A 25373-nucleotide genomic window follows, 5' to 3' on the forward strand; every position below is an offset into this window, starting at 1 on the left:
GCGAAAGCATAGCGGCTAAGCTGGCAGGCATGCCGCAGGACCCTTCCGTCACCCGCCGCCGCCTGGACGCCCGGTCGATGCCGCCCGTTCCCGAGGCCGCGGACATGCAGATCCGCGAGTTCCTCGAGCGCGCCTGGGCCGAGTCGGGCCTGGCGCGGCAAACGCTCGACAGCTATCGCCGCGACCTGGAGGGCCTGGCGCGCTGGCTGGGACCATCCTCGGACGGATTGTCAGGGGTCACGACGGGGACGCTGTTCGACTATCTCGCACGCCGCACCGGCCAGGGCTACTCCGCGCGCAGCAACGCGCGGCTGGTGTCGGCCCTGCGCGCCTTCTACGCCCAGCTGCTGCGCCTGGGCCACATCGCCAGCGACCCCTGCGTGGGGCTGACCCAGCCCAAGTTGCCGCGGTCGCTGCCCAAGGCGTTGTCGGAGAGCGAAGTCGAAGCGCTGCTGCGTGCCCCGGACGTCGGGACCGCGCAGGGCTTGCGCGACCGCGCGATGCTGGAGCTGATGTATGCCACCGGCCTGCGCGTGAGCGAGCTGGTCTCGATTCCGGCCACGGCGATCAACCTGCGCCAGGGCGTCCTGCGGGTCAGCGGCAAGGGGGGAAAGGAGCGCCTGGTGCCCTTGGGCGAGGAGGCGCAGCACTGGGTCGAGCGCTACCTGGCGCAGGCGCGCCAGCTGCTGGCCGGGGGCAAGCCGCGGCAGGCGCTGTTCCTGACCGCGCGCGGCGAGGCACCGAGCCGCCAGCAGTTCTGGCAGGTCGTGAAACGCTGCGCGGCCGGTGCCGGCATCGATCCCGGCCGGGTCAGCCCACACGGCTTGCGCCACAGCTTCGCCACGCACCTGCTCAACCACGGTGCCGACCTGCGCGCGCTGCAGATGTTGCTGGGCCACAGCTCCCTGTCCACCACCCAGATCTACACGCTGGTGGCCCGCGAGGCGCTCAAGCGCATGCACGAGAAGCACCACCCGCGCGGCTGAGGCGCGCCTGGCGGGGCACCTCGACCGGGCGGGTTGGATCGGTGTGGCATCATCGGGAACCCTTGCGCGGGTCCCGGGTCACACCGCCCGCACACACCGTCCGAATCCGAGGAAACCCCATGTTGCGCAGTTCGTTAGTCCTGTTGATGGCCGCCATTCCGTTGGCGCGTGTGCTTCCGAGACCAGCCAGGGAGCCGGCAGCGGCGTTGCAGCCCCGGCGGTGGTGACCGCCAGCGTGGCCAGCAGCCTGTCCTCGGCCGACGAGGCCCGCATCCGGCAGGCACTGGGCGAACTGGTGCCCAACGTGAGCATCGAGGAAATCAACGAGACCCGCCTCCCCGAGCTTTACGAAGTCTTCGTCGGTGGCCAGGTGCTCTACATCAGCCGCGACGGCAACACCCTGGTGCAGGGTGCGATGTACGACATCCCCAGCCGCACCGACCTGTCCGAGCGCAGCAAGGCGCGGCGTCGCGTGCCCCTGCTGGATTCGGTCGGACCCGAGGGCCGGATCATCTTCGGCGACGAGGATGCCGCCCACCGCGTCACCGTGTTCACCGACATCGACTGCGGCTACTGCCGGCGCATGCACGAGGAGATCGCCCAGTACAACGCGCTGGGCATTGCGGTCGAATACCTGTTCTTCCCGCGCGGTGGCCCGAACACGGAGGCCTGGGGCAAGTCGGTGTCGGTGTGGTGCGCCGATGACCAGCTCGACGCGATGACCCGCGCCAAGGCCGGGGAGGCCGTGCCCGAGCGCAGCTGCGAGAACCCGGTGGCCGACGACTACGAGCTGGGCCGCAAGGTCGGCGTGGAGGGCACCCCGGCGGTCTACAACACCGATGGCATCCAGGTCGGTGGTTACCTGCCGCCGCAGCAGATGCTGCAGCGCCTGGAAATGCTCAAGGCCAACAGCGGGTCCTGATCGCAACGGACCCGCCGGGCAGCCTGCCCCCGGGTCCACGGCCTGCCTGCCAGCCCACGGGTGCAGGCACGGCCTGGGGCGATCGGCTATCATTTGCGCCCCGCCTGCCACCTCCAGATGTGCCGGAAATGATCGTCCTCGAGGGCCGTCCGGCCCTGTCCGCTTTTCGTCTCGAGCGCCTCCAGACCCGTCTGGGCGCGCACTTCCCCGGCTTGCGCATCGAGCAGGCGCGCCACGTGTTCCTGGTCGAACCCGTCACCGGCGCGTCGCCCGACCGGGATCGGCTGGCGCGCATCCTCGATGCGGTCGGCACCGACTCGCCCGCTGACGTGCCGGGAAGCGTGATCGTGCTGCCCCGCCTGGGCACCCACTCGCCCTGGGCCACCAAGGCCACCGAGATCGTGCAGGGCGCGGGCCTGGCGGTCCAGCGCGTCGAGCGCGGGCTGTGGTTCACGCTTTCCCCGGCCGGATCGACCGACATCGAGGCGGTGGCCGCCTCCGGGCTGCTGCACGACCCGATGACCCAGTCCCTGGTGGCCCAGTTGTCGGCGGCTTCCGCGCTGTTCGAGGTGCCGCCGCGCGGCGACCTGCAGCGCATCGCGCTCGAGGCGCTCGATGCCGCCAATGCGCGCCTCGGCCTGGCACTGTCCGAAGAGGAACTGGGCTACCTGCGGGAGCAATACGGCGCACTGGGCCGCCAGCCCAGCGATGCCGAGCTGATGATGTTCGCGCAGGCGAATTCCGAGCATTGCCGGCACAAGATCTTCAATGCCGACTTCCGCATCGACGGCGAAGACCAGCCCCGGTCGCTGTTCAAGATGATCCGCAACACCCATGCGGTGACGCCGGAGTACACGCTGACCGCCTATGCCGACAACGCAGCGGTCGTGGAAGGCTTCGCCGGACGCCGCTTCCGGCCCGGCAGCGACGGCGTCTACCGCGCCGAGGACCGCGTCGCGAGTGCGTTCGCGATCAAGGTCGAAACCCACAACCACCCGACCGCGATCTCGCCGTTTCCCGGCGCGGCCACCGGCTCGGGCGGCGAGATCCGCGACGAGGGCGCCACCGGGCGCGGCGGCAAGCCCAAGGCCGGATTGACCGGCTTTTCCGTCAGCCACCTGCGCATCCCGGGGCTGCACCAGCCCTGGGAGCACGCCCGCCCCCTGAACCCGCGGATGGCCTCGGCGCTGGAGATCATGGTCGAGGGTCCGATCGGTGCGGCGGCGTTCAACAACGAGTTCGGTCGCCCGGCGCTGGCGGGATACTTCCGCAGCTTCGAGCTGGCCACCGGCACGCCCGGCACGTGGCGGGGCTACGACAAGCCGATCATGCTGGCCGGCGGGCTGGGTGCGATCGACCGCATCCAGGTCGAGAAGCTCACGCTGTCGCCGGGTGACGCGGTGGTGGTGCTGGGCGGCCCGGCGATGCTGATCGGACTGGGCGGCGGTGCGGCGAGCTCCGTCGACGCCGGCCACAGCGATGCCGGGCTCGACTTCGCCTCGGTGCAGCGTGAAAACCCCGAGATGCAGCGGCGCTGCCAGGAAGTGATCGACCGCTGCGTCGGACTGGGGACGGACAACCCCATCGTCACCGCGCACGACGTCGGCGCCGGTGGGCTGTCCAATGCCATTCCGGAACTGCTGCATGACTCCGGCGTCGGCGGCATCATCGACCTCGACCGCGTGCCCAGCGACGACCCGTCGCTGTCGCCGATGCAGCTGTGGTGCAACGAGTCCCAGGAGCGTTACGTGCTGGGCGTGTCGCGCGCGCGCATCGCCGACTTCCAGGCGCTGTGCGAGCGTGAGCGTTGCCCGTTCGCCGTCGTCGGCCATGCCACCGGGGAAGAGCGCCTGGTCGTGGGCCACGGCGCGAACACCGAATCGGTCCAGGCCGGGGGCGACTGGGCCATCGACATCCCGATGGGCCTGCTGTTCGGCAGCGCGCCGAAGATGCTGCGCGACGTGTCCTCGCAGGCACCGGCGGCGTGGCCACGGCTCGACGCCGGGACGCTGGATCTGCGCGAGGCCGGCTTGCGGGTCCTCTCGCACCCCACCGTGGCGGCAAAGAACTTCCTGGTCACGATCGGCGACCGCAGTGTCGGTGGGTTGTGCGCACGCGACCAGATGGTCGGCCCGTGGCAGCTGCCGCTGGCCGACTGTGCGATCACGCTGACCGATTTCGAGGGGGTGTCCGGCGAGGCGATGGCGATCGGCGAGCGCACGCCGCTGGCGCTGATCGACGCCGCGGCCTCGGCACGCATGGCCGTCGGCGAGGCGATCACCAACCTGCTTGCCGCGCCGCTGGAGACGTTCGAGGAGATCAAGCTGTCGGCGAACTGGATGGCGGCCGCCGGACCCGACGAGGACGCTGCGCTGTACGCCGCCGTCAAGGCGGTTGGCATGGAGCTTTGCCCGGCACTGGGCCTGAGCATCCCGGTGGGCAAGGACTCGCTGTCGATGCGCGCCCAGTGGCAGGCCGAGGAGGGCCCGCAGGCGGTCGTTTCGCCGGTGTCGCTGGTGGTGTCGGCGTTCTCGCGCGTCGCCGACGTGCGTCGCGAGCTGACCCCGGTGCTGCAGCGCGACGCCGGTGCGGGCGTGTGGCTGGTCGGCCTCGATGCCGGGGCCCGGCGCCTCGGGGGTTCGATCCTGGCCCAATGCAGCGAGGCCTTCGGAGGCGATGCCCCGGACCTCGACGACCCGCAGGCGCTCAAGGCGCTGTTCGCGCTCGTGCGCGCGCCCGTGAGGCGGGGTTGCTGGTGGCGTACCACGACCGCAGCGACGGTGGCGCGTTCGCCGCCCTGTGCGAGATGGCCTTCGCCGGCCACGTCGGACTGGACGTGACGATCGATGCAGGTGCCGACCTGGCCGCCACGCTGTTCAACGAAGAGCTTGGCGTCGTGGTGCAGGTGGCGGCGGGACGCGAAGACGAGTTCGAGGCGCTGGCCGGGCGACATGGCCTCGCGGACGCCTCGCAGCGCATCGCCGAGGTACGCCGCGATGACGCGGTCCGCGTGTTGCACGGTGGGGCCGTGGCGGCCGGGTGGGGTTGGCAGGAGCTGTTCGATGCGTGGTGGTCTACCACGCACGCCATCCAGCGCCTGCGCGACGAGCCCGGCAGTGCCGATGCCGAGCGCGACGCGGCGCGCAGCTTCGACGCCCCGGGCCTCGTGCCGACGCTGGGCTTCGATGCGGCCGAGGATGTCGCCGCGCCGTTCATCGGAACCGGGGCTCGCCCACGCGTGGCGGTACTGCGCGAACAGGGCGTCAATGGCCAGGTGGAAATGGCGGCCGCCTTCACACGTGCCGGGTTCGAGGCAGTCGACGTGCACATGTCCGACCTGGTCGCCGGCCGGGTTGCGCTCGACGCCTTCCAGGGCCTCGCCGCCTGCGGCGGGTTCAGTTACGGCGACGTGTTGGGCGCCGGTCGGGGCTGGGCCACGTCGATCCTCGAGCGCGAGGCGGTGCGGGCACAGTTCGCGGCCTTCTTCGAGCGCGAGGACAGCTTCAGCCTCGGCGTGTGCAACGGCTGCCAGATGCTCAGCCAGCTCAAGGCGCTGATCCCCGGTGCACAGCACTGGCCGCAGTTCCTTCGCAACCGTTCCGAACAGTACGAGGCCCGCCTGGCGATGCTCGAGATCCTCGACTCGCCGTCCCTGTTCTTCGACGGCATGGCCGGCTCCCGGATCCCGGTGGCCGTGGCGCATGGCGAGGGGCGCGCGAGCTTTGCCAGCGACGGCGACCGCAAGGCGGTCCTCGCCGCGGCGCGTTATGTCGACGGCCATGGCGCGGCGACCGAGGCGTATCCGGCGAATCCGAACGGATCCCCGGAGGGGCTCACGGCCTTCACCAGCAGCGATGGCCGCGCCACGATCCTGATGCCACACCCGGAGCGCGTGTTCCGCAGCGTCCAGATGAGCTGGCGGCCGGCGCCGTGGGGCGAGGATTCGCCGTGGATGCGGATGTTCCGCAACGCCAGGGCCGCAGTGGGCTGAACCGAGGGGTGCACCGACTCGTGGGGCCGCGTGGTTTGCCGGGCCGCGAAATGCAACACTTCACGTTTGCTACAGTCCTCCCCCTGTGATCCGGGCTGGTGAAAACCGTGAAAGTTGCCGTCGAAGAACTCGCCCCTGCGGACGCGAACGAGCGCATCGCCGCCGAACTCGTGGCGCGTGGTCGCCTCAAGGAGGCCGACCTGGGGCGGGCGCGCAAGCTTCACGAGGAGTCCGGTGGCAACCTGCCGTCGCTGCTGGTGCGCCTGGGGCTGGTGTCGGAACGTGATTTCGCCGAGGCCGCCTCGGTGGTGCTGCAGTTGCCGCTGGTCAGCGCGAAGGACCTTCCCGAGTCGGCCCCGACCGAGGTGCAGGTTTCGTTCAGGTTTTTGAAACAGCACCACGTGTGTCCGGTGGGCGAGGGCGAGGCCCACGTCGACCTGCTGATGGCCGATCCGCAGGACACCTATCCGATGGAGGCGGTGGGCCTGGCCACCGGGCGCGAGGTGCGGCCGATGATCGGCCTGCGCGCCGAGGTCGACGACCTGATCGAGCGCTACTACGGCCAGGGCCGCTCGGCGATGGGCACGATCATCGAGAGCGTGGACTCCGAGGGCGGCGCCGACGAGGACGACGTCGAGCACCTGCGCGACCTGGCCTCCGAGGCCCCGGTCATCCGCCTGGTGAACCTGGTGATCCAGCGCGCGGTCGAGCTGCGCGCGTCGGACATCCACATCGAGCCGTTCGAGAACCGCCTCAAGGTGCGCTACCGCGTCGACGGCGTGCTCGAGGACGGCGAGAGCCCGCCGGCCAACCTGACCGCGGCGGTGATCAGCCGCATCAAGATCATGGCCAAGCTCAACATCGCCGAGCGCCGGCTGCCGCAGGACGGACGCATCATGGTCCGGGTGCAGGGCAAGGAGCTCGACCTGCGCGTGAGCACCGTGCCGACCGCGCACGGCGAGTCGGTCGTGATGCGCCTGCTCGATCGCGAGTCGGTGGTGTTCGACTTCCAGACGCTGGGCTTCACCGACGAATTCCTGCCCAAGTTCATCGACGTGCTGGAGCGGCCCCACGGCATCCTGCTGGTCACCGGCCCCACCGGCTCGGGCAAGACCACGACGCTGTACACCGCGCTGTCGAAGATCAACACCGCCGACGTGAAGATCATCACCGTCGAGGATCCCATCGAGTACCAGATCGAGGGCATCAACCAGATCCAGGCCAAACCGCAGATCGGGCTGGACTTCGCCAATGCGCTGCGCGCGATCGTGCGCCAGGATCCCGACGTCATCATGATCGGCGAGATGCGCGACCTGGAAACCGCGCGCATCGCGATCCAGTCGGCCCTGACCGGCCACCTGGTGCTGTCGACGCTGCACACCAACAACGCCGCCGGCGGCATCACCCGCCTGCTCGACATGGGCGTGGAGGACTACCTGCTGACCTCCACGGTCAACGGCATCCTGGCCCAGCGCCTGGTGCGCAAGCTCGAACCCACCCACGCCGAGCGCTACGAGGCGATGCCGGAGGTGGTCGAGGAATTCAACCTGCGGCGCTTCCAGCCGGAGGGGCCGATCCATCTGTATCGCCCGAAGCCGTCCGAACTCACGCCGACGGGCTATCTGGGACGAACCACGATCAACGAATTCCTGGTCATGACCGACCGCCTGCGGCGCCTGGTCATGCAGCGCGCGGGCATGGGCGAACTCGAGCAGGCCTCCCGCGACGAGGGCATGTTGACGATGTACGAGGACGGCATGCGCAAGGCGATCTCGGGCCTGACGACCATCGAGGAAGTGCTGCGCGTGACCCAGGAGGCCTGAGGCGGTGGCGATGTTCCGCTACAAGGCGCTCAGTGCCGCCGGCGAGCCGATCAACGGGCAGATGGAGGCCGGCACGCCCGACGAGGTGATCCTGAAGCTGCAGGAGGCCGGGCACCTGCCGATCGAGGCGCGCCCGGCCGACGAGGTCCAGGTCGGGGCCGGGCTGGGGCAGCTGCTCGCGCGTCGCGAACTCAACGACAAGCAGGTCCTGCAGTTCACCCAGCAGCTGGCCACGCTGCTCAACGCGGGCCAGCCGCTGGACCGGTCGCTGGGCATCCTCCTGGACCTGCCGGAGACCCCGCAGGCCCGGCGCCTGGTCGCCCGCGTCCGCGAGGGCGTGCGCGGCGGTGCCTCGCTGTCGGCGACGCTGGAGCAGCAGCACGGCGTGTTCTCGCGCCTGTACGTGAACATGGTGCGTGCCGGCGAAGTCGGCGGAAACCTCAACGACACGCTGACCCGCCTCGCCGACTACCTCGAGCGCAGCCAGGGGCTCAAGAGCCGGGTCATCAACGCGCTGATCTATCCGGTGATCCTGGTGGTCATGATCACCGGCGCGATGCTGTTCCTGCTGGGCTACGTGGTGCCGCAGTTCGAGGACATGTACGCCGGACTCGGCGTAGACCTGCCGTGGTACACGCAGATCATCCTGGCCGTGGGTGGTGTCGTGCGCGACTGGTGGTGGCTGATCGTCGGTGGCATCGCCGGCGTGGTGTTCTACCTGAACAGACGCTTCCAGCAACCGGCCGCGCGCCTGCAGCTCGACACCTGGCTGCTCAGGCTGCGCCTGGTGAGTCGACTGGAAATGGCTCGTTTCGCTCGCACCCTTGGAACGCTGCTGACCAATGGCGTGCCACTGTTGCAGTCGCTGTCGATTGCGCGCAACGTGCTGGGGAACCGCGTGCTTGCCGCCGCGGTCGAAACCGCCTCGGAGGAGGTGAAGACCGGAGGCGGCCTGGCACACGCCCTGTCCAAGCACCCCGGCTTTCCGCGCCTGGCCATACAGATGATCCAGGTGGGCGAGGAATCCGGGGAGCTCGACACGATGCTGCTGAAGGTCGCCCACACCTTCGACACCGAAACCGGGCATGCGATCGACCGCATGCTCACCGCGCTGGTGCCGGTGCTGACCGTCGTGATGGCCATCCTGGTCGGCGCCGTGATCCTCGCCATCCTCACCCCGATCTACGATCTCACTTCCGCCATAGGTTGATTCCATGCGATTCCAGGCAGCTCCCGGTTCCGCCCGTGCGAAGGGCATGAGCCTCATCGAAATCATCATCGTCATCGTCCTCATCGGCACCGTGCTGGTGGTCGTCGGGCAGCGCGTGTTCGGTTCGCAGGACCGCGCCAACGTGCGCCTGGCCGAGGTCCAGCTGCAGAACATCGGCAACAACATCGACCAGTTCCAGATGGACGTCGGCCGCCTGCCCAACGACCTCGACGAACTGCGCAACAATCCCGGCGAGGGCCGCTGGCTTGGCCCCTACGTGCGCGAGCAGGACCTGACCGACCCCTGGAACAACCCGATCCAGTTCCAGACGCCCGGCGAGACCGGTCGCTACGCGCTGATCAGCTACGGTGCCGACGGCCGCCCGGGTGGCGAAAGCGTCAACGCCGACATCCGTTTCGAGCCCTGAGCGGGCCGGAGGCCGGAGAATCCCATGCGCCCGCGCGGCATGACCCTGATCGAGATGGTGGTCGTGGTCATGCTGGTCGCGGCGATGAGCGCCGCGCTGGCGGTGTCGATCGGCGGCGGTGGCGAGGGCCGCCAGCTGCGCGAGGCGGCACGCGAGTTGACCGCCCAGCTGCAGTACACCCGCGGCGTGGCAATGCTGCAGGGCGAGCCCCAGGTCTTCGAAGTGGACGTGGACGCGCGCGCCTGGCGGGCACCCGGGAACCGCGCCGGGACATTGCCGCGCGGCCTTGAGGTCGCGGTGCTCAGCGCCCGGGGCGAGTCCACCGATGCGGACACCGCAGGCATCCGGTTCTTTCCCGACGGCTCCTCGACCGGCGGGGTGGTGCGCCTGGGCAGCGGCGAGGCGCAGTGGCGTGTCGAAGTCGCCTGGCTCACCGGCAGCGTGACGCTGGGCCGTGGTGACCCGCCATGAAGACCGCGCGCGGCTTCAGCCTGATCGAGGTGCTGGTGGCCTTCGTGCTGCTGGCCGGGGGCGTGGGCCTGCTGATCGCCATCCTCGCCGGCGGCATGAACCAGGTGCGCTGGGCACAGGGCCAGAGCGAGGCGGTCCAGGTCGCACGCTCGGCACTGGACACTATGGGCACCGTCGACCCGATCGAGCCGGGCCGCTTCACCGGCGAAGCCGTCGACGGGCGCTACCAGTGGGCGTTGCTGGTGGAACCCTACGCCGACCTCCCGGCAGGGGCCCCCGGTGCCTTCGACGACCTGCAGGCGGCCGTGCAGCCCGCGATGGTCTACCGGCTGGAGCTGGAGCTGCGCTGGGACGGCGGCGGGCCGCGGGAGCGCCTGCGGATGAGCACGTTGCGCAGCGTCAACGCGCCGTTGCAGCCCGATGACGCCGGGGACTGGCTGCCATGAGGCGGGCGAACGGCTTCACGCTGATGGAGGTCCTGCTGGCCACGGCGCTGCTGGCGGCGGGCATGGCTCTTGCGTTCACCACGCTGCGCACGGCCACCGGGTCGGTGGCCCGTGCCGAGCAGCTGGCCGCACATACCGAGCAGACGCGCTCGGCGCAGCGCTTCGTGCGGCGCCAGGTGTCCCTGGCCCTTCCGCTGGTGTACGAGCGCAACGAGCGCACCGGGCTGGCGCGGCAGCTGTGGGGCGAGCCGGGCCGGTTGCTGTTCGTGGGCAACATGCCCGGGCACCTGTCCCGGGGTGGGCCGCACCTGCAGATGCTGGCGCTGGTCCCCGACGACGACCGCGGCCGCGAGGGCTATCGGCTGGAGTTCAGCTACCGGCTGCTGATCGGCGAGGTCGTGGTCGAGCCCGAGGATGCACGGCCCCCGGTGATCCTGGTCGACGGCATCGCCGATGCATCGTTCGAGTTCCGCGGCATGCTGGCCGATGGCGAGATGAGCGACTGGGAGCCGGGCTGGGACATGGCGATGCAACTGCCCAGGCTGGTGCGCCTGGACCTGCGCTTCATCGATGAGCGGCGTTTCTGGCCACCGCTGGCCATGGCGCTGAACCTGACCGAATCGGCGCGTTTCCAGGACGAGCTGATCCCGGGGCCCACCCGCACGGTCCCCGACCCGGGCCAGCGGCCGCGGAGGCCCCGGTGAACCGGGGTCGCGGGGTCGCGCTGGTGCTGGTGCTGTGGGTGCTGGTGCTGCTCACGGCATTGCTGTCGAGCTTTGCGATCGTCGCCCGCTCCGAAGCGCAGATGGCGCGGCAGCTGCGCGATGCCACCCAGGCCACCTACGCGGCCGAGGCCGGGGTCGAACTGGCCCTGCTGCGGGTGGCCGACACCGACCCGGACTGGCGCTGGATCCCCGACGGACGGCCCTACGAAGCCGAGTTCGACGGGGCGCGACTGCAGGTCGAGGTGTTGGACGAGACCGCCAAGCTGGACCTGAACCTGGCCGACCCGGCCACGTTGACGCGTTTCTTCCTTGGCATCGGGCTCAACGAGGACGACGCCATGCGTGCCGCGGATGTGATCGTCGATTTCCGCGACGCCGACGACCTGACCCAGCCCATGGGCGCCGAGGCCGAGGACTACCGGGCGGCGGGACTGCCCTACGGCCCGAAGAACGCGCCGTTCGAGCGGGTCGAGGAACTCCAGCAGGTGCTGGGCATGACCCCGGAGCTCTTCCAGCGTTCCGCGCCCCATCTCACCGTGCACACCGGTTCGATGCCCAATCCGGCCTTTGCCTCGGCGCCGGTACTGGCTGCTCTGGGTTTCGATCCGGGCGAGGTCGAGGGCATGATCGAGGAGCGCGCGGCGCTCGGCGAGCTCGGCCGGGGCCTGCCCAGCATGCCCGATCCATCCGGGCTCATGGTTGGCAGTGGCAGTGGAACGTATAGTATCCGCAGCGTGGCCTGGCTGCCCGACGGCGCCAAGGCCGAACTCAACGTGACCCTCCGGGTCGCTCCAGTGGGCGTACCCGGACCAGCCTTTGTGCTGTTGAGTCGACACGAAGGCGAGGCATATCAGTAAACCGATGCAATTCAACGCCACCCTGGAACAGCTTCAGGCCCGCTACGCGCGCAGCCGGGGCCCCGTGTTTTTCGCCTGGTGGTCGCGCCAGCTGGCCGGCTTCGTGCCCGTGCGCTGGCGCCGCCTGCTCGGGCAGGGCGAGGCGCGCGTGCTGTTCCGGGCCAGCGAGGAGGAGATCGACCTCGTTTCGGCCGCCGGCGACACGCTGGCGCTCAAGCTGAGGGTACGCCCGGACCAGGCGGGCGAACTCGAGGACGCGCTGCAGCGCGCCGAGGACAAGCGCCCGCGCTGGCTGTTGCTGGATGCCAGCCAGGTCCTGCAACGCCGCATCGGCCTTCCCCTGGCGGCGGCACCGCGCCTGCGCGAGCTGCTGGCCCACGAGGTGGATCGCCAGACGCCGTTCCGGGCCGACCAGGTGGCCTTCGACTGCCGCGTCCTCACGCGCGATGCCGAGGCGGGCAAGCTGGAGGCCGAGCTGGTGGTCGTGCCGCTGGCCCGGCTGGAGTCGATCATTTCCCGGCTGGGGCCGCTGGGCTCCTCGCTGGCCGGCGTCGATGTCGAGGCCGAGGGACGCCCACTGGGCCTCAACCTGTTGCCGCTCAACCGCCGTCGGCAGGCGCGCGACCACATGCTGTGGGTCCACGTGGGCCTGGTCGCGGTGGTGCTGGCGGGGGTGTGGTTCACGCTCTGGCAGACCCTGGAGAACCGGCGCGAGGCCGTCGCCGAGTTGCGCGAGGTCGTCGAACAGCGCCAGAACGAGGCGCGCCGCGCGGCGGCGCTGCGCGAACAGCTCGATGCGGCGGCCGGCGGGGCCACCTTCCTGGCCGGCCTGCGCGAGAACCGGCCGCGCGTGCTGGCGGTGATCGATGACGTCAGTCGACGCCTTCCCGACGGCACCTGGCTGGAGCGCCTGACGATCAACCAGGGGCGGGTCGTGCTTCAGGGCCTGAGCAACGAGGCCTCGGGCACGATTGCCTGGCTGCAGGAGTCGCCCTACCTTGGCGAGCCCGCGTTCTCGGGGGCCGTGCAGCCCGATGCGCGCAGCGGTGCGCAGCGCTTCACGCTGACCGCCGAACTGACCACGCCGGGGGACGCCCCGTGATGCGGCCGAGCTTCGATCGCGAACGCTGGGCGGCGCTGGGCCTGCTGGCGCTGGCCCTGCTGCTGGGCTACCTGGTGGCGGTGCACTGGTGGTGGACGGTGCCCCAGCAGCAGTTGCGCGCCGAGCTGATCGACCTGCGCGACCAGGAACTGCGCCTGCGCATGCACGCCAGCCAGGTGGAGCAGGTGCAGCAGCGCCTGGCAAGCCTGCGCGAAATGCAGGCCGGCGATCCCGGTTTCCTCGCCGAGCCCTCGCAGCAACTGGCGACCGCCGGCCTGGTGCAGCAGCTGGAGTCGGTGGTCCGCGGCGTGGGTTCCAGCGACCGCTGCCAGCTGGCCGGCACCACGCCGGTACAGAGCCGCGTGCAGGAACGCTATCCCCGGGTCGTCGTCCAGGTGCGGCTGCGCTGTGGCATGGAGGAGCTCGCCACCGTGCTCGGAAGGCTCGAGGCCGGGCGGCCCGAGTTGTTCATCGACAATCTCGTCGTGCGTTCGCTGCGCGTGGCGCAGCGCCGCGGCATCGACACCTCGCGCGATGCGGGACTGGACGTGAGCTTCGAGCTCTACGGCTACCTGCACCGTGCCGAAGGGGGGCGCTGATGCCTGCCCGGCTGACCCCGTTCACGCTGCTGCTGCTGACCCTGGCCGGATGGGCGCTGGTCTCGGCGGTGGTGGCCCTCGCTGGCCTGGGTGGGCGATACGGCCTGCACCCGGACGACCCCGCGCTGGTGCCGCCGTTGCCCGATACCCGCCAGGTCGACGACCAGGCGGTGTTCGACTACACCGTGTTGACCGAGGCGAGTGAACGGCCGCTGTTCAGCGTGGACCGGCGTCCGGCCCCGGTGAACCTGGCCGAGGGCGAGGCCGTCGACGATACGGCGGACCTGACCGTCACCAGCATCATCCTGACCCCGCAGCTGCAGGCCGCCCTGGTGCGCCGGAACGGCAGCGAGGACACGCAACGCGTGCGCGTCGGCGAGGACGTGCCGGGCAGCCCCGGATGGCGGCTGCTGGAGCTGCAGCCCCGCCTGGCGGTGTTCGACGGCCCCGATGGGCGCGTCGACCTGGAACTGCGGGTGTTCGATGGCCAGGGTGGCGAGGCCCCGACACGGGTCGCGACGCCGAACGTGACGCGTGCCGAGGAGACCTCGCGCCGCGCGGCACTGCAGCAGCGGGTGCGCGAGGCGCGCGAGCGTGCCGCGGCCCGCGGGGAGTCCGACGCGGATGGCGCCAGCCCGGTCGGGTCCGTCCAGGCCGAGGGCACCCCGACGGGGGCCGAACGCGGGGCGGCGGAACAACAGGGCGGCGAAGCGGCGCGGCGCGAGCAGCGGCAGGACGCGCCGCAGCAGGAGATGACGCCGGAGGAGCAGGCCGAAGCGATACGTCAACGCATCGAGGAACGACGCGAGCAGTTGCGCCAACGGGCGCGACGCTCCACGGATGAACTAGAGTGAAGCCCATGATTTCCAATGTCCCGAATGTCTCCAAGGTCCGCCTGGGCCTCGTGGCCGCCGTCCTGGCCACGATGGCCGGATGCGCGACCACGCCACCTTCGCCGGTCATCCAGCGCAGCTCCCCCGAGGAGGCGGCGATGCAGACCCGCCCGATCGTCCAGGAGGAGCGCCTGGGGGGAGTCACCGAGGCACCGTCCCCGGAGGTCGACCCGCTGCGCATGTCGCGGCCCGGCACCGGCCAGCTGATCAACCGCAGCGCGGCGTCGCAGCCACCGCCGGGCCTGGGGGCCCGGGGCGATGCGACGTTCAACTTCGAGGGCGATTCGCTGCATGCCGTCATCAAGGTGATCCTTGGCGACCTGCTCGAGCAGAACTACGTCATCGCACCGGGCGTGCAGGGCACGGTGACGGTCAGCACCCCGCGTCCGGTCAATCCGCAGCAGGCCCTGTCCCTGCTGGAGAACGTCCTGGCCTGGAACAACGCCAGGATGATCTGGTCGGATGGGCGCTACAACATCGTGCCGGCAGACCAGGCCGTGGCCGGGCAGGTGGCGCCGCGCACCGGCACCGCCGCCAGCGCGCGTGGCTACGAGGTGCGGGCCGTGCCGCTGCAGTTCATCTCCGCGGCCGAGATGGAGAAGCTGCTGGGCCCGTATGCGCGCACCGACTCGATCCTCAGCGTCGATCCCGCGCGCAACATGATCACGATCGGCGGCACCAGCGCCGAGCTCGCCAACTACATGCGCACCATCGAAATCTTCGATGTGGACTGGCTCGAGGGTATGTCGGTGGGCGTGTTCCCGCTGCAGTCGAGCAACGCGGAAGACCTGGTGCAACAGCTCGAGGGCGTGTTCGGCGCCGAGAGCGAGACCCCGGTGGCCGGCATGTACCGGTTCATGCCGCTGACCGGGGTCAACGCGGTCATGGTCATCACGCCGCAGCCGAAATACCTGCGGGACATCGAGCAGTGGATCCAGCGCATCGACACCGGCGGCCAGGCCGCGGGCATCTATGTCTACGAGGTCAAGCACTCCAAGGCGGTCGAACTCGCCGAGCAGCTCTCGGCCGCGTTCGGCGCGACCAACCGCTCGGTGTTCAGCAGACCGACCGCATGAGCCTGGCGCCCGGCCTGGACGCCAGCGAGCGCGGTACCGGCCTGGGTGGAGGCCAGCAGTCGCGGGGCCAGCAGCGACGCCAGCAGCAGGGCGGTGCCCTCGGCGGCGGCGGTTTCGGCGGGGCGTTCGGTGGCGGCAACGACAACGGCGTGACCATCACCGCCATCGAGGAGAACAACGCGCTGATCGTGCGCGCCACCGCCGGCGAGTGGGAGTCCATCCGCCGCGCCATCGATCGCCTCGACGTGATGCCGCTGCAGGTCCACATCGAAGCCCAGATCATCGAGGTCAAGCTGAGCGGCAATCTGCGCTACGGCGTGAGCTGGTTCTTCAACAATTCCATCGCCGACCCCGGCCTGCGTGCCGAGCGCGCGGGATGACCGGCACCCAGCCGATCGGCGGCACGATCGGTCCGGAGGGCATGAGCTGGCTGGCCCTGCGCCCGAACTCGCTGGCGGTGGTCGACCTGCTTGATTCGGTGTCCGACGTGCGCGTGCTGTCGGCCCCGTCGCTGATGGTGCGCAACAACGCCGAGGCCGAGCTGCAGGCCGGACGCCAGATCCCGGTGGCCAGCACGATCATCAGCCCGATCACCGGCGGTGGCACCGACACCGCCAACACCGTCGTGCAGTTCCGCCAGACCGGCGTGAACCTGCGCGTGCGGCCGCGGGTGTCGACCAATGGCATGGTGTTCATGGAGATCGTCCAGGAAGTCAGCACCCCGGCAGCGGGTGTCCCGACCGTGGGCGGCAATCCCAGCGTCGACCGTCGCAACCTCAGCACAGAGGTCGCGGTGCAGAGCGGCGAGACGATCATGCTCGCCGGCCTGATCAACGACGAGAGCATCACCGGCAGTTCCGGCGTGCCGGGCCTGTCGCGCTTGCCGATCATCGGCGGACTGTTCGGCCAGCAGCGCCAGGCGAGCGATCGCGAGGAAATCGTCATCCTGATCACCCCGACGGTGATCCGCGACCCGCAGGAGGCGCGTCGCCTGACCGACGAGTACGGCCGCCGTTTCCGTGCCCTGGAGCCGATGCGCACCGAAGGCAGCCTGCACGGTGGCGGCGAGCGCTGAGGCCGGCGCCCCCGCCCTGGCCTTGCTGGGGGCGGGTGCTGGCCTGGATGCCACGCTGGCCGCGCTCGACGGTGGGCCTGCCGGCTGGCGGGTGCTGCTGTGCACGCTGGGCTCGCCCGCCGACCAGGCGCTGGTGGAGGCCTGGCAGGCGCGGGGCGGACGCCACGTCGAGCACGTTCCCGTGCCCCTCGATGCCACCCCGGCACAGCGGCTCGCCGCATTGCTGGGTGCCGCCGGCGGTGACGTGATCGTGCTGGCGCCGGGCTCCGTGCCGGCTCCGGGCAGCCTGGAGGGCCTGGCGCGCGCGCTACGCGCTGGCGGGGGCGTGGCCAGCGCCACGCCGTGGAGCAACGATGGCGAGCTGGCGGCCTTTCCCAGGATCGGCGAGCGGCACCCGGTTCCCGAAGACCTGGGCGCGGTCGCGGCGCTGCTCGACCGGGGCCAGGCCGAGGAGACCATCCCGCTGGGGGGCTGCCACGCCGTCGCCCTGTCGGGGCGCGGACTGGCCGCGGTCGGTGGGCCCGACGACGCAAGCTACTTCAGCAGCTATGCCGCCCTGGTGGACCTGTTCCTGCGCCAGGCCGCATTCGGTTGGCACCACGTCCTGGCGGCACGCTGCTACATCGGCGCCCGGCTCGAGCAGGGGCCGGGCATGGGCGACATGCACCAGCTCACCGCGCGCTATCCCGACTACGGCCGCCAGGTGGCCGAGTTCCTGATGCGCGACCCGCTGCGCGAGCTGCGCGCCGAACTTGCCGCCGCGCCGGCAAAAGGCACAATGCGGCAAGCACCGCCGTCGCCGCAGGGGGACCTGTTCGGATGAGCGCCCAGGGAGACATCGCCGCCGTCGTCGTCAGCCACCAGAGCGCCAGCACGATCGGTGATTGCGTGTCGCGGCTGCTGGTATGCGCCGGCGTGGGCGCGGTGATCGTGGTCGACAACGACTCCCGCGATGGCACGGTCGAGATCGTGCGCACGTTGCTGCACGCCGACCCGCGCCTGATGCTGTTGGAGAATGCCGACAACCCGGGCTTCGGCACCGCCTGCAACCAGGGCGCGGCACGCACCGACCTGCCTTGGCTGGCACTGGTGAACCCCGACTGCCTGCTCGAGCCCGGTGACCTGCAGCGCCTGCTGGCCCACGCCCGCGCCCGGCCGGACACCGGGCTGCTGGGCGCGGCGCTGGTCGACGAGCGCGGCGAGCAGACCCCGCCTCGCACCGCCGCGACGCCAGCCTCGGCCGGCTGCTTGCCGGTCGTGGCCATCGCGGCAGCCTGTGGATCACGCCCGATCCGGCGCTGACGCTGCAGCCGGTGGAGGCGGTGTCGGGTGCGCTGATGCTGATGCCGCGGGCGCTGTACCAGGTGCTGGGGGGCTTCGACGAGGGCTACCGCCTGCATGCCGAGGACCTCGACCTGTGTCGCCGCGTGCGCCAGACCGGCCATGGCGTGTACGTGGCCAACGACGTGCGCGTGCTGCACCTGCGCGGGGTCTCCAGCCGTCACCGCCCGGTGTGGGTGGAGTGGCACAAGCACCGGGGCCTGTGGCGCTACCTCGGCAAGTTCGAGCTCGGACAGGCTGCCGTGCATCGGCGGCTGCTGGGCTGGCTCGTCGTCTGGGGGCACTTCCTGCTGGCCGCGCGCTGGCCTGGCGTCGGGCTCGCGCCGGCTGAAGGTCCGGCCAGCGGCGCTGCTCAGCGTGGCCGGTGCCGGTTGATCAGGTCGCGCAGCCCGGTCGCCGCCGCGCGCGCGGCTTCGGCGAAGTCCTCGCCCTGGCTGGCGTAGAGGATCGCCCGCGAGGACGAGACCAGCAGGCCGGTGCCATCGGCGGTCGCCGCATGGCGCACCACGTCGGCCGCGTCGCCGCCCTGGGCGCCCACGCCGGGCACCAGGAACGGCATGTCGCCGACGATCGCCCGCACCTCGGCCAGTTGCCGCGGCCACGTCGCCCCGACCACCAGCAGGCAGTTGCCGTTGGCATTCCACTGCGTCGCCACGCGCGCGGCCACCTGCTGGTACAGGGGGATGCCGTCGACCTCGAGGTCCTGCAGCTCGCCGGCACCGGGGTTGGAGGTGCGGCACAGCACCACCACGCCGCGGTCGGCACGCGCCAGGAACGGCTCGGCGGAATCACGGCCCATGTACGGGTTCACGGTGACCGCGTCGGCGCCGTAGCGGTCGAAGGCCTCGCGGGCGTAGTGCCCGGCGGTGGAGCCGATGTCGCCGCGCTTGGCGTCCAGGATCACCGGCACGCCCGGGTGGGCGTCGTGGATGTGCGCGATCAGCCGCTGCAGCGCATCCTCGGCACCGAGGGCTGCGAAATGCGCGATCTGCGGCTTGAACGCGCAGGCCAGGTCGGCGGTCGCATCGACGATCGCGCGACAGAACGCGAACACGGCATCCGGGTCGCCCTGCAGATGGGCCGGGAACTTTGCCGGCTCCGGATCCAGGCCCACGCAAACCAGCGTGTCGGCGTCGGTCCAGCGCTGTCGCAGCTGCTGCATGAAGCCCATCGTCTTCCCCTCGTGCATGCGAAAACCCCCGCCGGTGGGCGGGGGCGGTCGGGTTACTTGAGCGCCTTGTAGCGCAGGCGGTGCGGCTTGGCACCTTCCTCGCCGAGGCGGCGCTTCTTGTCTTCCTCGTACTCGCGGTAGTTGCCCGGGAAGAACTCCACGTGGCTGTCGCCCTCGAAGGCCAGGATGTGCGTGGCGATGCGGTCCAGGAACCAGCGGTCATGGCTGATCACCATGACGCAGCCGGGGAACTCCAGCAGGCCGTCCTCCAGCGCGCGCAGCGTCTCGACGTCGAGGTCGTTGGACGGCTCGTCGAGCAGCAGCACGTTGCCGCCCTGCAGCAGGGTCTTGGCCAGGTGCAGGCGGCCGCGCTCGCCGCCCGACAGCGTGCCGACCAGCTTCTGCTGGTCCTGGCCCTTGAAGTTGAAGCGGCCGATGTAGGCGCGCGACTGGATCTCGACGCCGTTGATGTTGAGGATGTCGGAGCCGCCGGAGACCTCCTGGAACACGTTGTGGTCGCCCTCGAGCTTCTCGCGGCTCTGGTCGACATAGGCCAGCTTCACGGTCGGGCCGATGTTGACCTCGCCCGAATCCGGCTGCTCCTTGCCGATGATCATCTTGAACAGCGTCGACTTGCCGGCGCCGTTGGGGCCGATGATGCCGACGATCGCGCCCGGCGGCACGATGAAGCTCAGGTCGTCGATCAGCAGGCGGTCGCCGAAGCTCTTGGTGACGTTCTTGAACTCGATGACGTTGTTGCCCAGGCGCTCGCCGGGCGGGATGAAGATCTCGTTGGTCTCCTGGCGCTTCTGGTATTCGACCGACTGCAGCTCCTCGAGCCGGTTCAGTCGTGCCTTGCCCTTGGAGCGCCCGCCCTTGGCGTTCTGCCGCGCCCACTCCAGTTCCTTGGCGATCGCCTTCTGGCGCGCCTTCTCCGAGGATTCCTCCTGCTTGAGGCGCTCGCCCTTCTGCACCAGCCACTCGGAGTAGTTGCCCTTCCACGGGATGCCGCGACCGCGGTCGAGCTCGAGGATCCACTCCGCGGCGTTGTCGAGGAAGTAGCGGTCATGGGTGACCGCCACGACGGTGCCGGCGTAGCGCGCCAGGAACTGCTCCAGCCATTCCACCGACTCCGCGTCGAGGTGGTTGGTGGGTTCGTCGAGCAGCAGCATGTCGGGCTTGGACAGCAGCAGGCGGCACAGCGCCACGCGACGCTTCTCGCCGCCCGACAGCGGCCCGATCTTGGCGTCCCACGGCGGCAGGCGCAGCGCATCGGCGGCCACTTCGAGCTGCTGTTCGACCAGGTGCGCGTCGCCGGAGGCAAGGATCGCCTCCAGGCGCTCCTGCTGCTTGGCCAGCGCGTCGAAGTCGGCGCCTTCCTCGGCATAGGCGGCGTAGACCTTGTCCAGCTCGGCCTGCGCCTGCAGCACCTCGCCGACGCCTTCCTCGACCGCTTCGCGCACGGTCTGCTCCGGGTCCAGGCGCGGTTCCTGCTCCAGGTAGCCGACCTTGATCCCGGCCTGTGCACGCGCCTCGCCCTGGAAGTCGGTGTCCACGCCGGCCATGATCCGCAGCACGGTCGACTTGCCGGCACCGTTGAGGCCCAGCAGGCCGATCTTGGCGCCCGGGAAGAAGGACAGCGAGATGTCCTTGATGATCTGCTTCTTCGGCGGAACGACCTTGCTGACGCCGTTCATGGTGTAGATGTATTGCATGGGGGGACCCTTTGAGAAGCGTGACGATGCCCACCGGCCCGGGAGGGGCTGCGGCGTGCGTCGATCGGTGATCAGCCCGCGATTATCGCCGATGCGCCATCGGCTTGCACCCGTGCCCTGGTAATGCCAGAACCCGCCCCGGCGATGCCGCATGACCGCGGTGGAATGCTCGGCGACGCGCCCGGCCGGCGCCCCGGGGAGTGCGGCGATGCGTTCAGGAGTCGGAGTCAGGTTGGGCCTGGTGGGCCTGGTGATGCTGGTGTTGATGGTCCCGATGACGATGCTGCGGGGGCTTGTGGCCGAGCGGCAGGCGCGCGCCGCGGAGGTGGCCACGGAGATCGCGGAGGCCAGCAGCCATGCCCAGAGGTTGCTCGGACCGATGTTGCTGGTCGAATACGAGGAGCGGCGCCTGCACGTGCGCACCGTGACCGAGGGCGGTGTCGAGCGCGAGGTCAGCGAGGTGAAGACCGAACGCCGCCGCGAGCTGGTGCTGCCCGACCGGCTGCGGGTGGACAACGAACTGCAGACCGAACGCCGTGGCCGCTCGCTGTTCTCCACCCTGCTGGTCCATGCCGTCACCGACCTCCAGGCCGCCTTCACCCTGCCGTCCACGCCGCCGCCCGACACCCGCCCACTGCGCCTGTGGCTGGTCATGGGGCTGGGGGACAACCGCGGTCTGGGCAGCCTGGAGGTCAGCGTGGGCGGTCGCACGCATGCGCCCCAGCCGGGAACCGGCGTGGGCTGGCTGGAGCAGGGCGTCCACGTGCCGTTGCCGCTGGACCTGTTGCAGCAGCGCCGCCTGGAGGTGGCCGCGAACATGACGCTCAGCGGTACCGGCTCGATGCACTGGCTGCCGGCGGGCAGCGAGACCGAGGTGCACGCGCACGGGAGCTGGCCGCACCCGGGCTTCACCGGTGACCGCTTGCCGGTCTCGCCCAGCGTGGCCGCCGACGGGTTCCGCGCGAAATGGAGCGTCTCGCGCCTGGCCAGCCAGGCCCAGCAGGCGATCGTGCGCTGCGGTGCCGACGCGCCGCACTGCCCCGCGGCGCTGGATGCGAGCTTCGGCGTGCGCCTGGTGGAGCCTGTCGACCGCAACCTGATGACCGAGCGCGCGATGAAGTACGCGCTGCTGGTGCTCGCACTGGTGCTGGGTGCGGTGTTCGTGCTGGAGGTCACCCAGCGGCGCGCGGTGCACCCGGTCCAGTACGGCCTGACCGGCCTGGCGCTGGCGATGTTCTTCCTGCTGCTGCTTTCCCTGTCGGAGCACATCGGCTTCGGTGCAGCCTATCTCGTCGCCGCCGGGGCCAGCACCGCGCTCATCTCCGCCTACCTGTCGGCCCTGCAGCAAGGCCGCGCCGGCAGGTGGATCGTGCCGCTTGCGCTAGGCGCCCTCTACGGCCTGCTCTACGGCCTGCTGCAGTCCGAGGACTATGCGCTGCTGATGGGCTCGATCGCCCTGTTCGGGCTGCTGGCGGCGCTGATGCTCGCCACGCGCCATCTCGACTGGAGCCGGGTGGGGGCCACGACGCCATGAGAGTGGCCGCAAACCCGCGCGGACGTTACACTTTCGGGCTACCCGAGCGCCCGTCTGGAGTCCCCCTCGAATGTTCCCGAAAGACTGCACGATCACTGGATACGACCCTGAGCTGGCCGAGGCCATCGCCAACGAGCTGCAGCGCCAGGAGGATCACGTCGAGCTGATCGCCTCGGAGAACTACGCCAGCCCGCGCGTGCTCCAGGCCCAGGGCAGCGTGCTGACCAACAAGTACGCCGAGGGCTACCCGGGCAAGCGCTACTACGGCGGCTGCGAGCACGTGGACGTGGCCGAGAGGCTGGCGATCGAGCGGGCGAAGCAGCTGTTCGGCGCCGACTACGCCAACGTGCAGCCGCATTCGGGTTCGCAGGCCAACCAGGCGGTGTACCTGGCGCTGCTGCAGCCGGGCGACACGATCCTGGGCATGAGCCTGGCCCACGGCGGCCACCTCACCCATGGTGCCAAGGTGAACTTCAGCGGCAAGCTGTTCAACGCGGTGCAGTACGGCGTCGACGAGAACGGCCTGGTCGACTACGACGAAGTGCAGCGCCTGGCCGAGGAGCACCGTCCGAAGATGCTGGTCGGCGGCTTCTCGGCCTATTCGCAGGTGATGGACTGGGAGCGCATGGCCGCGATCGCGAAGTCGGTCGGTGCGATCTTCTTCGTCGACATGGCGCACGTGGCCGGGCTGGTCGCCGCCGGCGTCTACCCGAACCCGGTGCCGCACGCCGACGTGTGCACCTCGACGACCCACAAGACCCTGCGTGGCCCGCGCGGCGGCATCATCGTGTGCAAGGCCAACGAGGCCTACGAGAAGAAGTTCCAGTCGCTGGTGTTCCCGGGCATCCAGGGTGGGCCGCTGATGCACGTGATCGCCGCCAAGGCGGTCGCGTTCAAGGAGGCGCTGGAGCCGGAGTTCAAGACCTACCAGGCGCAGGTGGTCAAGAACGCGCAGGCGATGGCGAAGACCCTGATCGGGCGCGGCTACAGGATCGTGTCCGGTGGTACCGAGAACCACCTGTTCCTGGTCGACCTGATCGACAAGGACCTCACAGGGAAGGATGCCGAGGCTGCCCTCGGCGCCGCCCACATCACGGTCAACAAGAACGCCGTGCCCAACGACCCGCGCTCGCCCTTCGTCACCTCGGGCCTGCGCCTGGGCACGCCGGCGGTCACCACGCGCGGCTATGGCGAGAAGGAATGCGTCGATCTGGCCCACTGGATCGCCGACGTGCTCGATGCGCCCACCGACACGGGCGCCATCGCCCGCGTGCGCGAGGCGGTCACCGCCCAGTGCCGCGCCTTCCCGGTCTACGGCTGACCCCACCGGAATGCATTGCCCGTTCTGCCAGCACGAAGACACCCGCGTGGTCGATTCGCGGCTGACCGAGGACGGCACGACCGTGCGTCGTCGGCGCGAGTGCCCGGCCTGCGGGGAGCGCTTCTCGACCTTCGAGACGGCGGAGATCAAGCTGCCGGCGGTGGTGAAGGGCGATGGCCGGCGCGAGGCCTTCGACGAGGGCAAGCTGCGCGTGAGCTTCGAGCGCGCGCTGCAGAAGCGGCCGGTGTCGGCTGACAAGGTGGACGACGCGGTGCGTGCGATCGTGCACGAGCTGCGGGTCAGCGCCGAGCGCGAGGTGCCGTCGATGCAGGTGGGTGAGCTGGTCATGCGCGAGCTCAAGAAGCTCGACCAGGTCGCCTTCGTGCGCTTCGCCTCGGTCTACCGCCGTTTCGAGGACGTGCAGGCCTTCCGCGAGGAGGTCGAGCGCCTGGAGCGCGACCTGCCCGGGCTCGATGGCCTGCAGCTGCCGCTGCTCGACGAGGTCAAGGACGCCCAGCGCCAGGACACCTCCACGCGCAGCGGCGGCGAGAAGCGCAAGTGAGCCCGGCCCAGGGGGCGCCGGCGTTCAGCGCCGGCGACGCCGCGATGATGGCGCGGGCCCTGCAGCTGGCCGAACACGGCCGCTACACCACGCGGCCCAACCCGCTGGTGGGTTGCGTGATTGCCCGCGATGGCGTGGTGCTGGGCGAGGGCTGGCATTCGCGGGCCGGTGAAGCCCACGCCGAGGTCAATGCGCTGCGCGAAGCGGGTGAAACCGCCCATGGCGCCACCGCCTACGTGACGCTGGAACCCTGCGCCCACCATGGACGCACGCCTCCGTGTGCCGATGCGCTGGTGCGCGCGGGCATCACCCGGGTCGTCGCCGCCAGCCAGGACCCGTTCCACAAGGTGTCCGGACAGGGCTTCGCGATGCTGCGCGCGGCCGGCGTGACGGTCGACGTGGGCCTGATGGAGGCCCAGGCGCGCGCGCTCAACCGCAGTTTCTTCTCGCGCGTCGAGCGCGGCCGCCCCTGGCTGCGGGTCAAGCTGGCGATGAGCCTGGACGGCCGCACCGCGCTGGCCAGCGGCGAAAGCCTGTGGATCACGTCGGAGGCCTCGCGCATCGACGTGCAGCGCTGGCGGGCGCGCTCCGGCGCGATCCTGACCGGGCTGGGCACCGTGCTGGCCGACGACCCGCGCCTGACCGTGCGCCTGCCCGAGGACGAGGTGGCGGACATGCCGCCGCCGCTGCGCGTCGTGCTCGACACGCGCGGGCGGATGCCGTCGGCTGCGCGTCTGGTGACCGATGGCGCCGCACCGACGCTGGCCGTGCATGCCGATGATTTCGTTCCCGCCTACGACGACCACGTCGAGGCGTTCCCGGTCCGCCGCGTCGCGCCCACCTCGACCTGCACGCCGTGGTCTCGCAGCTGGCCCAGCGCGGCATCAACGAGATCCAGGTCGAGGCCGGCGCCACGCTTTCGGGCGCGCTGCTGGCCGCCGGCCTGGTCGATGAACTTCTCGTCTACGTCGCCCCGGTGCTGCTGGGCGACACCGGCCGGCCGCTGCTGTCGGGCATCTCGCCGGCCACGATGGCCGATCGGATCGGCCTGGAGCTGCTTGAATCGCGCCAGGTCGGCCCCGATCTCCGTCTGATGCTGCGGCCCCGCGAGCGCAGCGAACCCTGA

Annotated in this window: 18 protein-coding genes and 4 pseudogenes; 20 read left to right on the plus strand and 2 right to left on the minus strand. The window is 70.5% G+C overall.

The features are described from left to right. Positions 1-29: 29 nt before the first annotated feature. The 16 genes and pseudogenes from xerD to FU658_RS04105 all read left to right on the plus strand — a co-directional run. Entirely contained in the window at positions 30-986 is a 957-nt protein-coding gene (gene xerD / locus FU658_RS04030) for a site-specific tyrosine recombinase XerD (RefSeq protein WP_147890908.1), read from the plus strand. Between the two features lie 223 nt (positions 987-1209). Continuing rightward, a complete protein-coding gene (locus FU658_RS04035; protein WP_187265905.1) occupies positions 1210-1908 on the plus strand; it encodes a DsbC family protein in 699 nt (232 codons plus the stop codon). 128 nt (positions 1909-2036) lie between these two features. After that, a pseudogene (gene purL, locus FU658_RS04040) lies at positions 2037-5899 on the plus strand (phosphoribosylformylglycinamidine synthase). A 107-nt stretch (positions 5900-6006) separates the two neighbouring features. Further along, complete coding sequence (gene gspE, locus FU658_RS04045) at positions 6007-7722, plus strand: type II secretion system ATPase GspE (RefSeq protein WP_255505400.1); 1716 nt, start codon at positions 6007-6009, stop codon at positions 7720-7722. Positions 7723-7726: 4 nt separating this feature from the next. Then, the gene (locus FU658_RS04050; RefSeq protein ID WP_147890911.1) at positions 7727-8932 is read left to right on the plus strand and encodes a type II secretion system F family protein; all 1206 of its coding nucleotides are present in this window, start codon (positions 7727-7729) and stop codon (positions 8930-8932) included. A 46-nt stretch (positions 8933-8978) separates the two neighbouring features. After that, positions 8979-9359, plus strand: a complete 381-nt coding sequence (gene gspG / locus FU658_RS04055; protein ID WP_425477572.1) for a type II secretion system major pseudopilin GspG — start codon at positions 8979-8981, stop codon at positions 9357-9359. A 24-nt stretch (positions 9360-9383) separates the two neighbouring features. Then, positions 9384-9830: a GspH/FimT family pseudopilin gene (locus FU658_RS04060; RefSeq protein WP_147890913.1), complete on the plus strand. Its 447-nt coding sequence runs from the start codon at positions 9384-9386 to the stop codon at positions 9828-9830. After that, positions 9827-10276 carry a type IV pilus modification PilV family protein gene (locus tag FU658_RS04065; RefSeq protein ID WP_147890914.1) on the plus strand — a complete coding sequence of 150 codons (450 nt, stop codon included), beginning with the start codon at positions 9827-9829 and terminating at the stop codon, positions 10274-10276. Before FU658_RS04060 ends, FU658_RS04065 begins: the two co-directional genes overlap by 4 nt. Further along, positions 10273-10980 (plus strand): prepilin-type N-terminal cleavage/methylation domain-containing protein, encoded by a 708-nt coding sequence (locus FU658_RS04070; protein WP_147890915.1) that lies wholly within the window; start codon positions 10273-10275, stop codon positions 10978-10980. Before FU658_RS04065 ends, FU658_RS04070 begins: the two co-directional genes overlap by 4 nt. Then, on the plus strand, positions 10977-11858 hold the full coding sequence (locus FU658_RS04075) for a type II secretion system minor pseudopilin (protein ID WP_147890916.1): 882 nt from the start codon (positions 10977-10979) through the stop codon (positions 11856-11858). Before FU658_RS04070 ends, FU658_RS04075 begins: the two co-directional genes overlap by 4 nt. Before the next feature lie 4 nt (positions 11859-11862). Next, positions 11863-12960, plus strand: coding sequence for a PilN domain-containing protein (locus tag FU658_RS04080; protein ID WP_147890917.1), 1098 nt, complete (start codon positions 11863-11865; stop codon positions 12958-12960). Beyond that, entirely contained in the window at positions 12960-13559 is a 600-nt protein-coding gene (gene gspM / locus FU658_RS04085) for a type II secretion system protein GspM (protein WP_147890918.1), read from the plus strand. The genes FU658_RS04080 and gspM overlap by 1 nt, the downstream gene beginning before the upstream one ends. After that, positions 13559-14413 (plus strand): hypothetical protein, encoded by an 855-nt coding sequence (locus FU658_RS04090; protein WP_147890919.1) that lies wholly within the window; start codon positions 13559-13561, stop codon positions 14411-14413. The genes gspM and FU658_RS04090 overlap by 1 nt, the downstream gene beginning before the upstream one ends. A 5-nt stretch (positions 14414-14418) precedes the next feature. Further along, positions 14419-16603 (plus strand): annotated as a pseudogene (gene gspD, locus FU658_RS04095) (type II secretion system secretin GspD). Next, a complete protein-coding gene (locus FU658_RS04100) occupies positions 16587-17426 on the plus strand; it encodes a glycosyltransferase (RefSeq protein ID WP_147890920.1) in 840 nt (279 codons plus the stop codon). The pseudogene gspD and the gene FU658_RS04100 overlap by 17 nt, the downstream one beginning before the upstream one ends. Further along, positions 17423-18228, plus strand: a pseudogene (locus FU658_RS04105) (glycosyltransferase family 2 protein); the annotation flags it as partial. The gene FU658_RS04100 and the pseudogene FU658_RS04105, both read left to right, overlap by 4 nt. A 68-nt stretch (positions 18229-18296) precedes the next feature. Here FU658_RS04105 and pyrF read toward each other — a convergent pair. Both pyrF and ettA read right to left on the minus strand, forming a co-directional pair. Next, positions 18297-19115 carry an orotidine-5'-phosphate decarboxylase gene (gene pyrF, locus FU658_RS04110; protein WP_147891084.1) on the minus strand — a complete coding sequence of 273 codons (819 nt, stop codon included), beginning with the start codon at positions 19113-19115 and terminating at the stop codon, positions 18297-18299. Between the two features lie 53 nt (positions 19116-19168). Next, the gene (gene ettA, locus FU658_RS04115) at positions 19169-20830 is read right to left on the minus strand and encodes an energy-dependent translational throttle protein EttA (protein ID WP_147890921.1); all 1662 of its coding nucleotides are present in this window, start codon (positions 20828-20830) and stop codon (positions 19169-19171) included. Between the two features lie 208 nt (positions 20831-21038). Between ettA and creD the strand changes: the two genes are divergently transcribed. The 4 genes and pseudogenes from creD (at position 21039) to ribD (ending at position 25373) form a co-directional block, all read left to right on the plus strand. Further along, on the plus strand, positions 21039-22364 hold the full coding sequence (creD, locus tag FU658_RS04120) for a cell envelope integrity protein CreD (RefSeq protein ID WP_187265906.1): 1326 nt from the start codon (positions 21039-21041) through the stop codon (positions 22362-22364). Between the two features lie 70 nt (positions 22365-22434). Beyond that, positions 22435-23685 carry a serine hydroxymethyltransferase gene (glyA, locus tag FU658_RS04125; RefSeq protein WP_147890923.1) on the plus strand — a complete coding sequence of 417 codons (1251 nt, stop codon included), beginning with the start codon at positions 22435-22437 and terminating at the stop codon, positions 23683-23685. Between the two features lie 10 nt (positions 23686-23695). Continuing rightward, entirely contained in the window at positions 23696-24247 is a 552-nt protein-coding gene (nrdR, locus tag FU658_RS04130) for a transcriptional regulator NrdR (protein ID WP_147890924.1), read from the plus strand. Positions 24248-24294: 47 nt separating this feature from the next. Continuing rightward, a pseudogene (ribD, locus tag FU658_RS04135) lies at positions 24295-25373 on the plus strand (bifunctional diaminohydroxyphosphoribosylaminopyrimidine deaminase/5-amino-6-(5-phosphoribosylamino)uracil reductase RibD).

The organism is Alkalisalibacterium limincola (assembly GCF_008017755.1).
Lineage (GTDB): Bacteria > Pseudomonadota > Gammaproteobacteria > Xanthomonadales > Xanthomonadaceae > Alkalisalibacterium > Alkalisalibacterium limincola.

Coding starts and splice junctions, on each gene's coding strand:
- xerD (WP_147890908.1), top strand. CDS start 30: ATGCCGCAGGACCCTTCCGTCACCCGCCGCCGCCTGGACGCCCGGTCG.
- gspG (WP_425477572.1), top strand. CDS start 8,979: ATGAGCCTCATCGAAATCATCATCGTCATCGTCCTCATCGGCACCGTG.
- FU658_RS04060 (WP_147890913.1), top strand. CDS start 9,384: ATGCGCCCGCGCGGCATGACCCTGATCGAGATGGTGGTCGTGGTCATG.
- FU658_RS04065 (WP_147890914.1), top strand. CDS start 9,827: ATGAAGACCGCGCGCGGCTTCAGCCTGATCGAGGTGCTGGTGGCCTTC.
- FU658_RS04070 (WP_147890915.1), top strand. CDS start 10,273: ATGAGGCGGGCGAACGGCTTCACGCTGATGGAGGTCCTGCTGGCCACG.
- FU658_RS04080 (WP_147890917.1), top strand. CDS start 11,863: ATGCAATTCAACGCCACCCTGGAACAGCTTCAGGCCCGCTACGCGCGC.
- gspM (WP_147890918.1), top strand. CDS start 12,960: ATGCGGCCGAGCTTCGATCGCGAACGCTGGGCGGCGCTGGGCCTGCTG.
- FU658_RS04090 (WP_147890919.1), top strand. CDS start 13,559: ATGCCTGCCCGGCTGACCCCGTTCACGCTGCTGCTGCTGACCCTGGCC.
- pyrF (WP_147891084.1), bottom strand. CDS start 19,115: ATGGGCTTCATGCAGCAGCTGCGACAGCGCTGGACCGACGCCGACACG.
- ettA (WP_147890921.1), bottom strand. CDS start 20,830: ATGCAATACATCTACACCATGAACGGCGTCAGCAAGGTCGTTCCGCCG.
- creD (WP_187265906.1), top strand. CDS start 21,039: ATGCGTTCAGGAGTCGGAGTCAGGTTGGGCCTGGTGGGCCTGGTGATG.
- glyA (WP_147890923.1), top strand. CDS start 22,435: ATGTTCCCGAAAGACTGCACGATCACTGGATACGACCCTGAGCTGGCC.
- nrdR (WP_147890924.1), top strand. CDS start 23,696: ATGCATTGCCCGTTCTGCCAGCACGAAGACACCCGCGTGGTCGATTCG.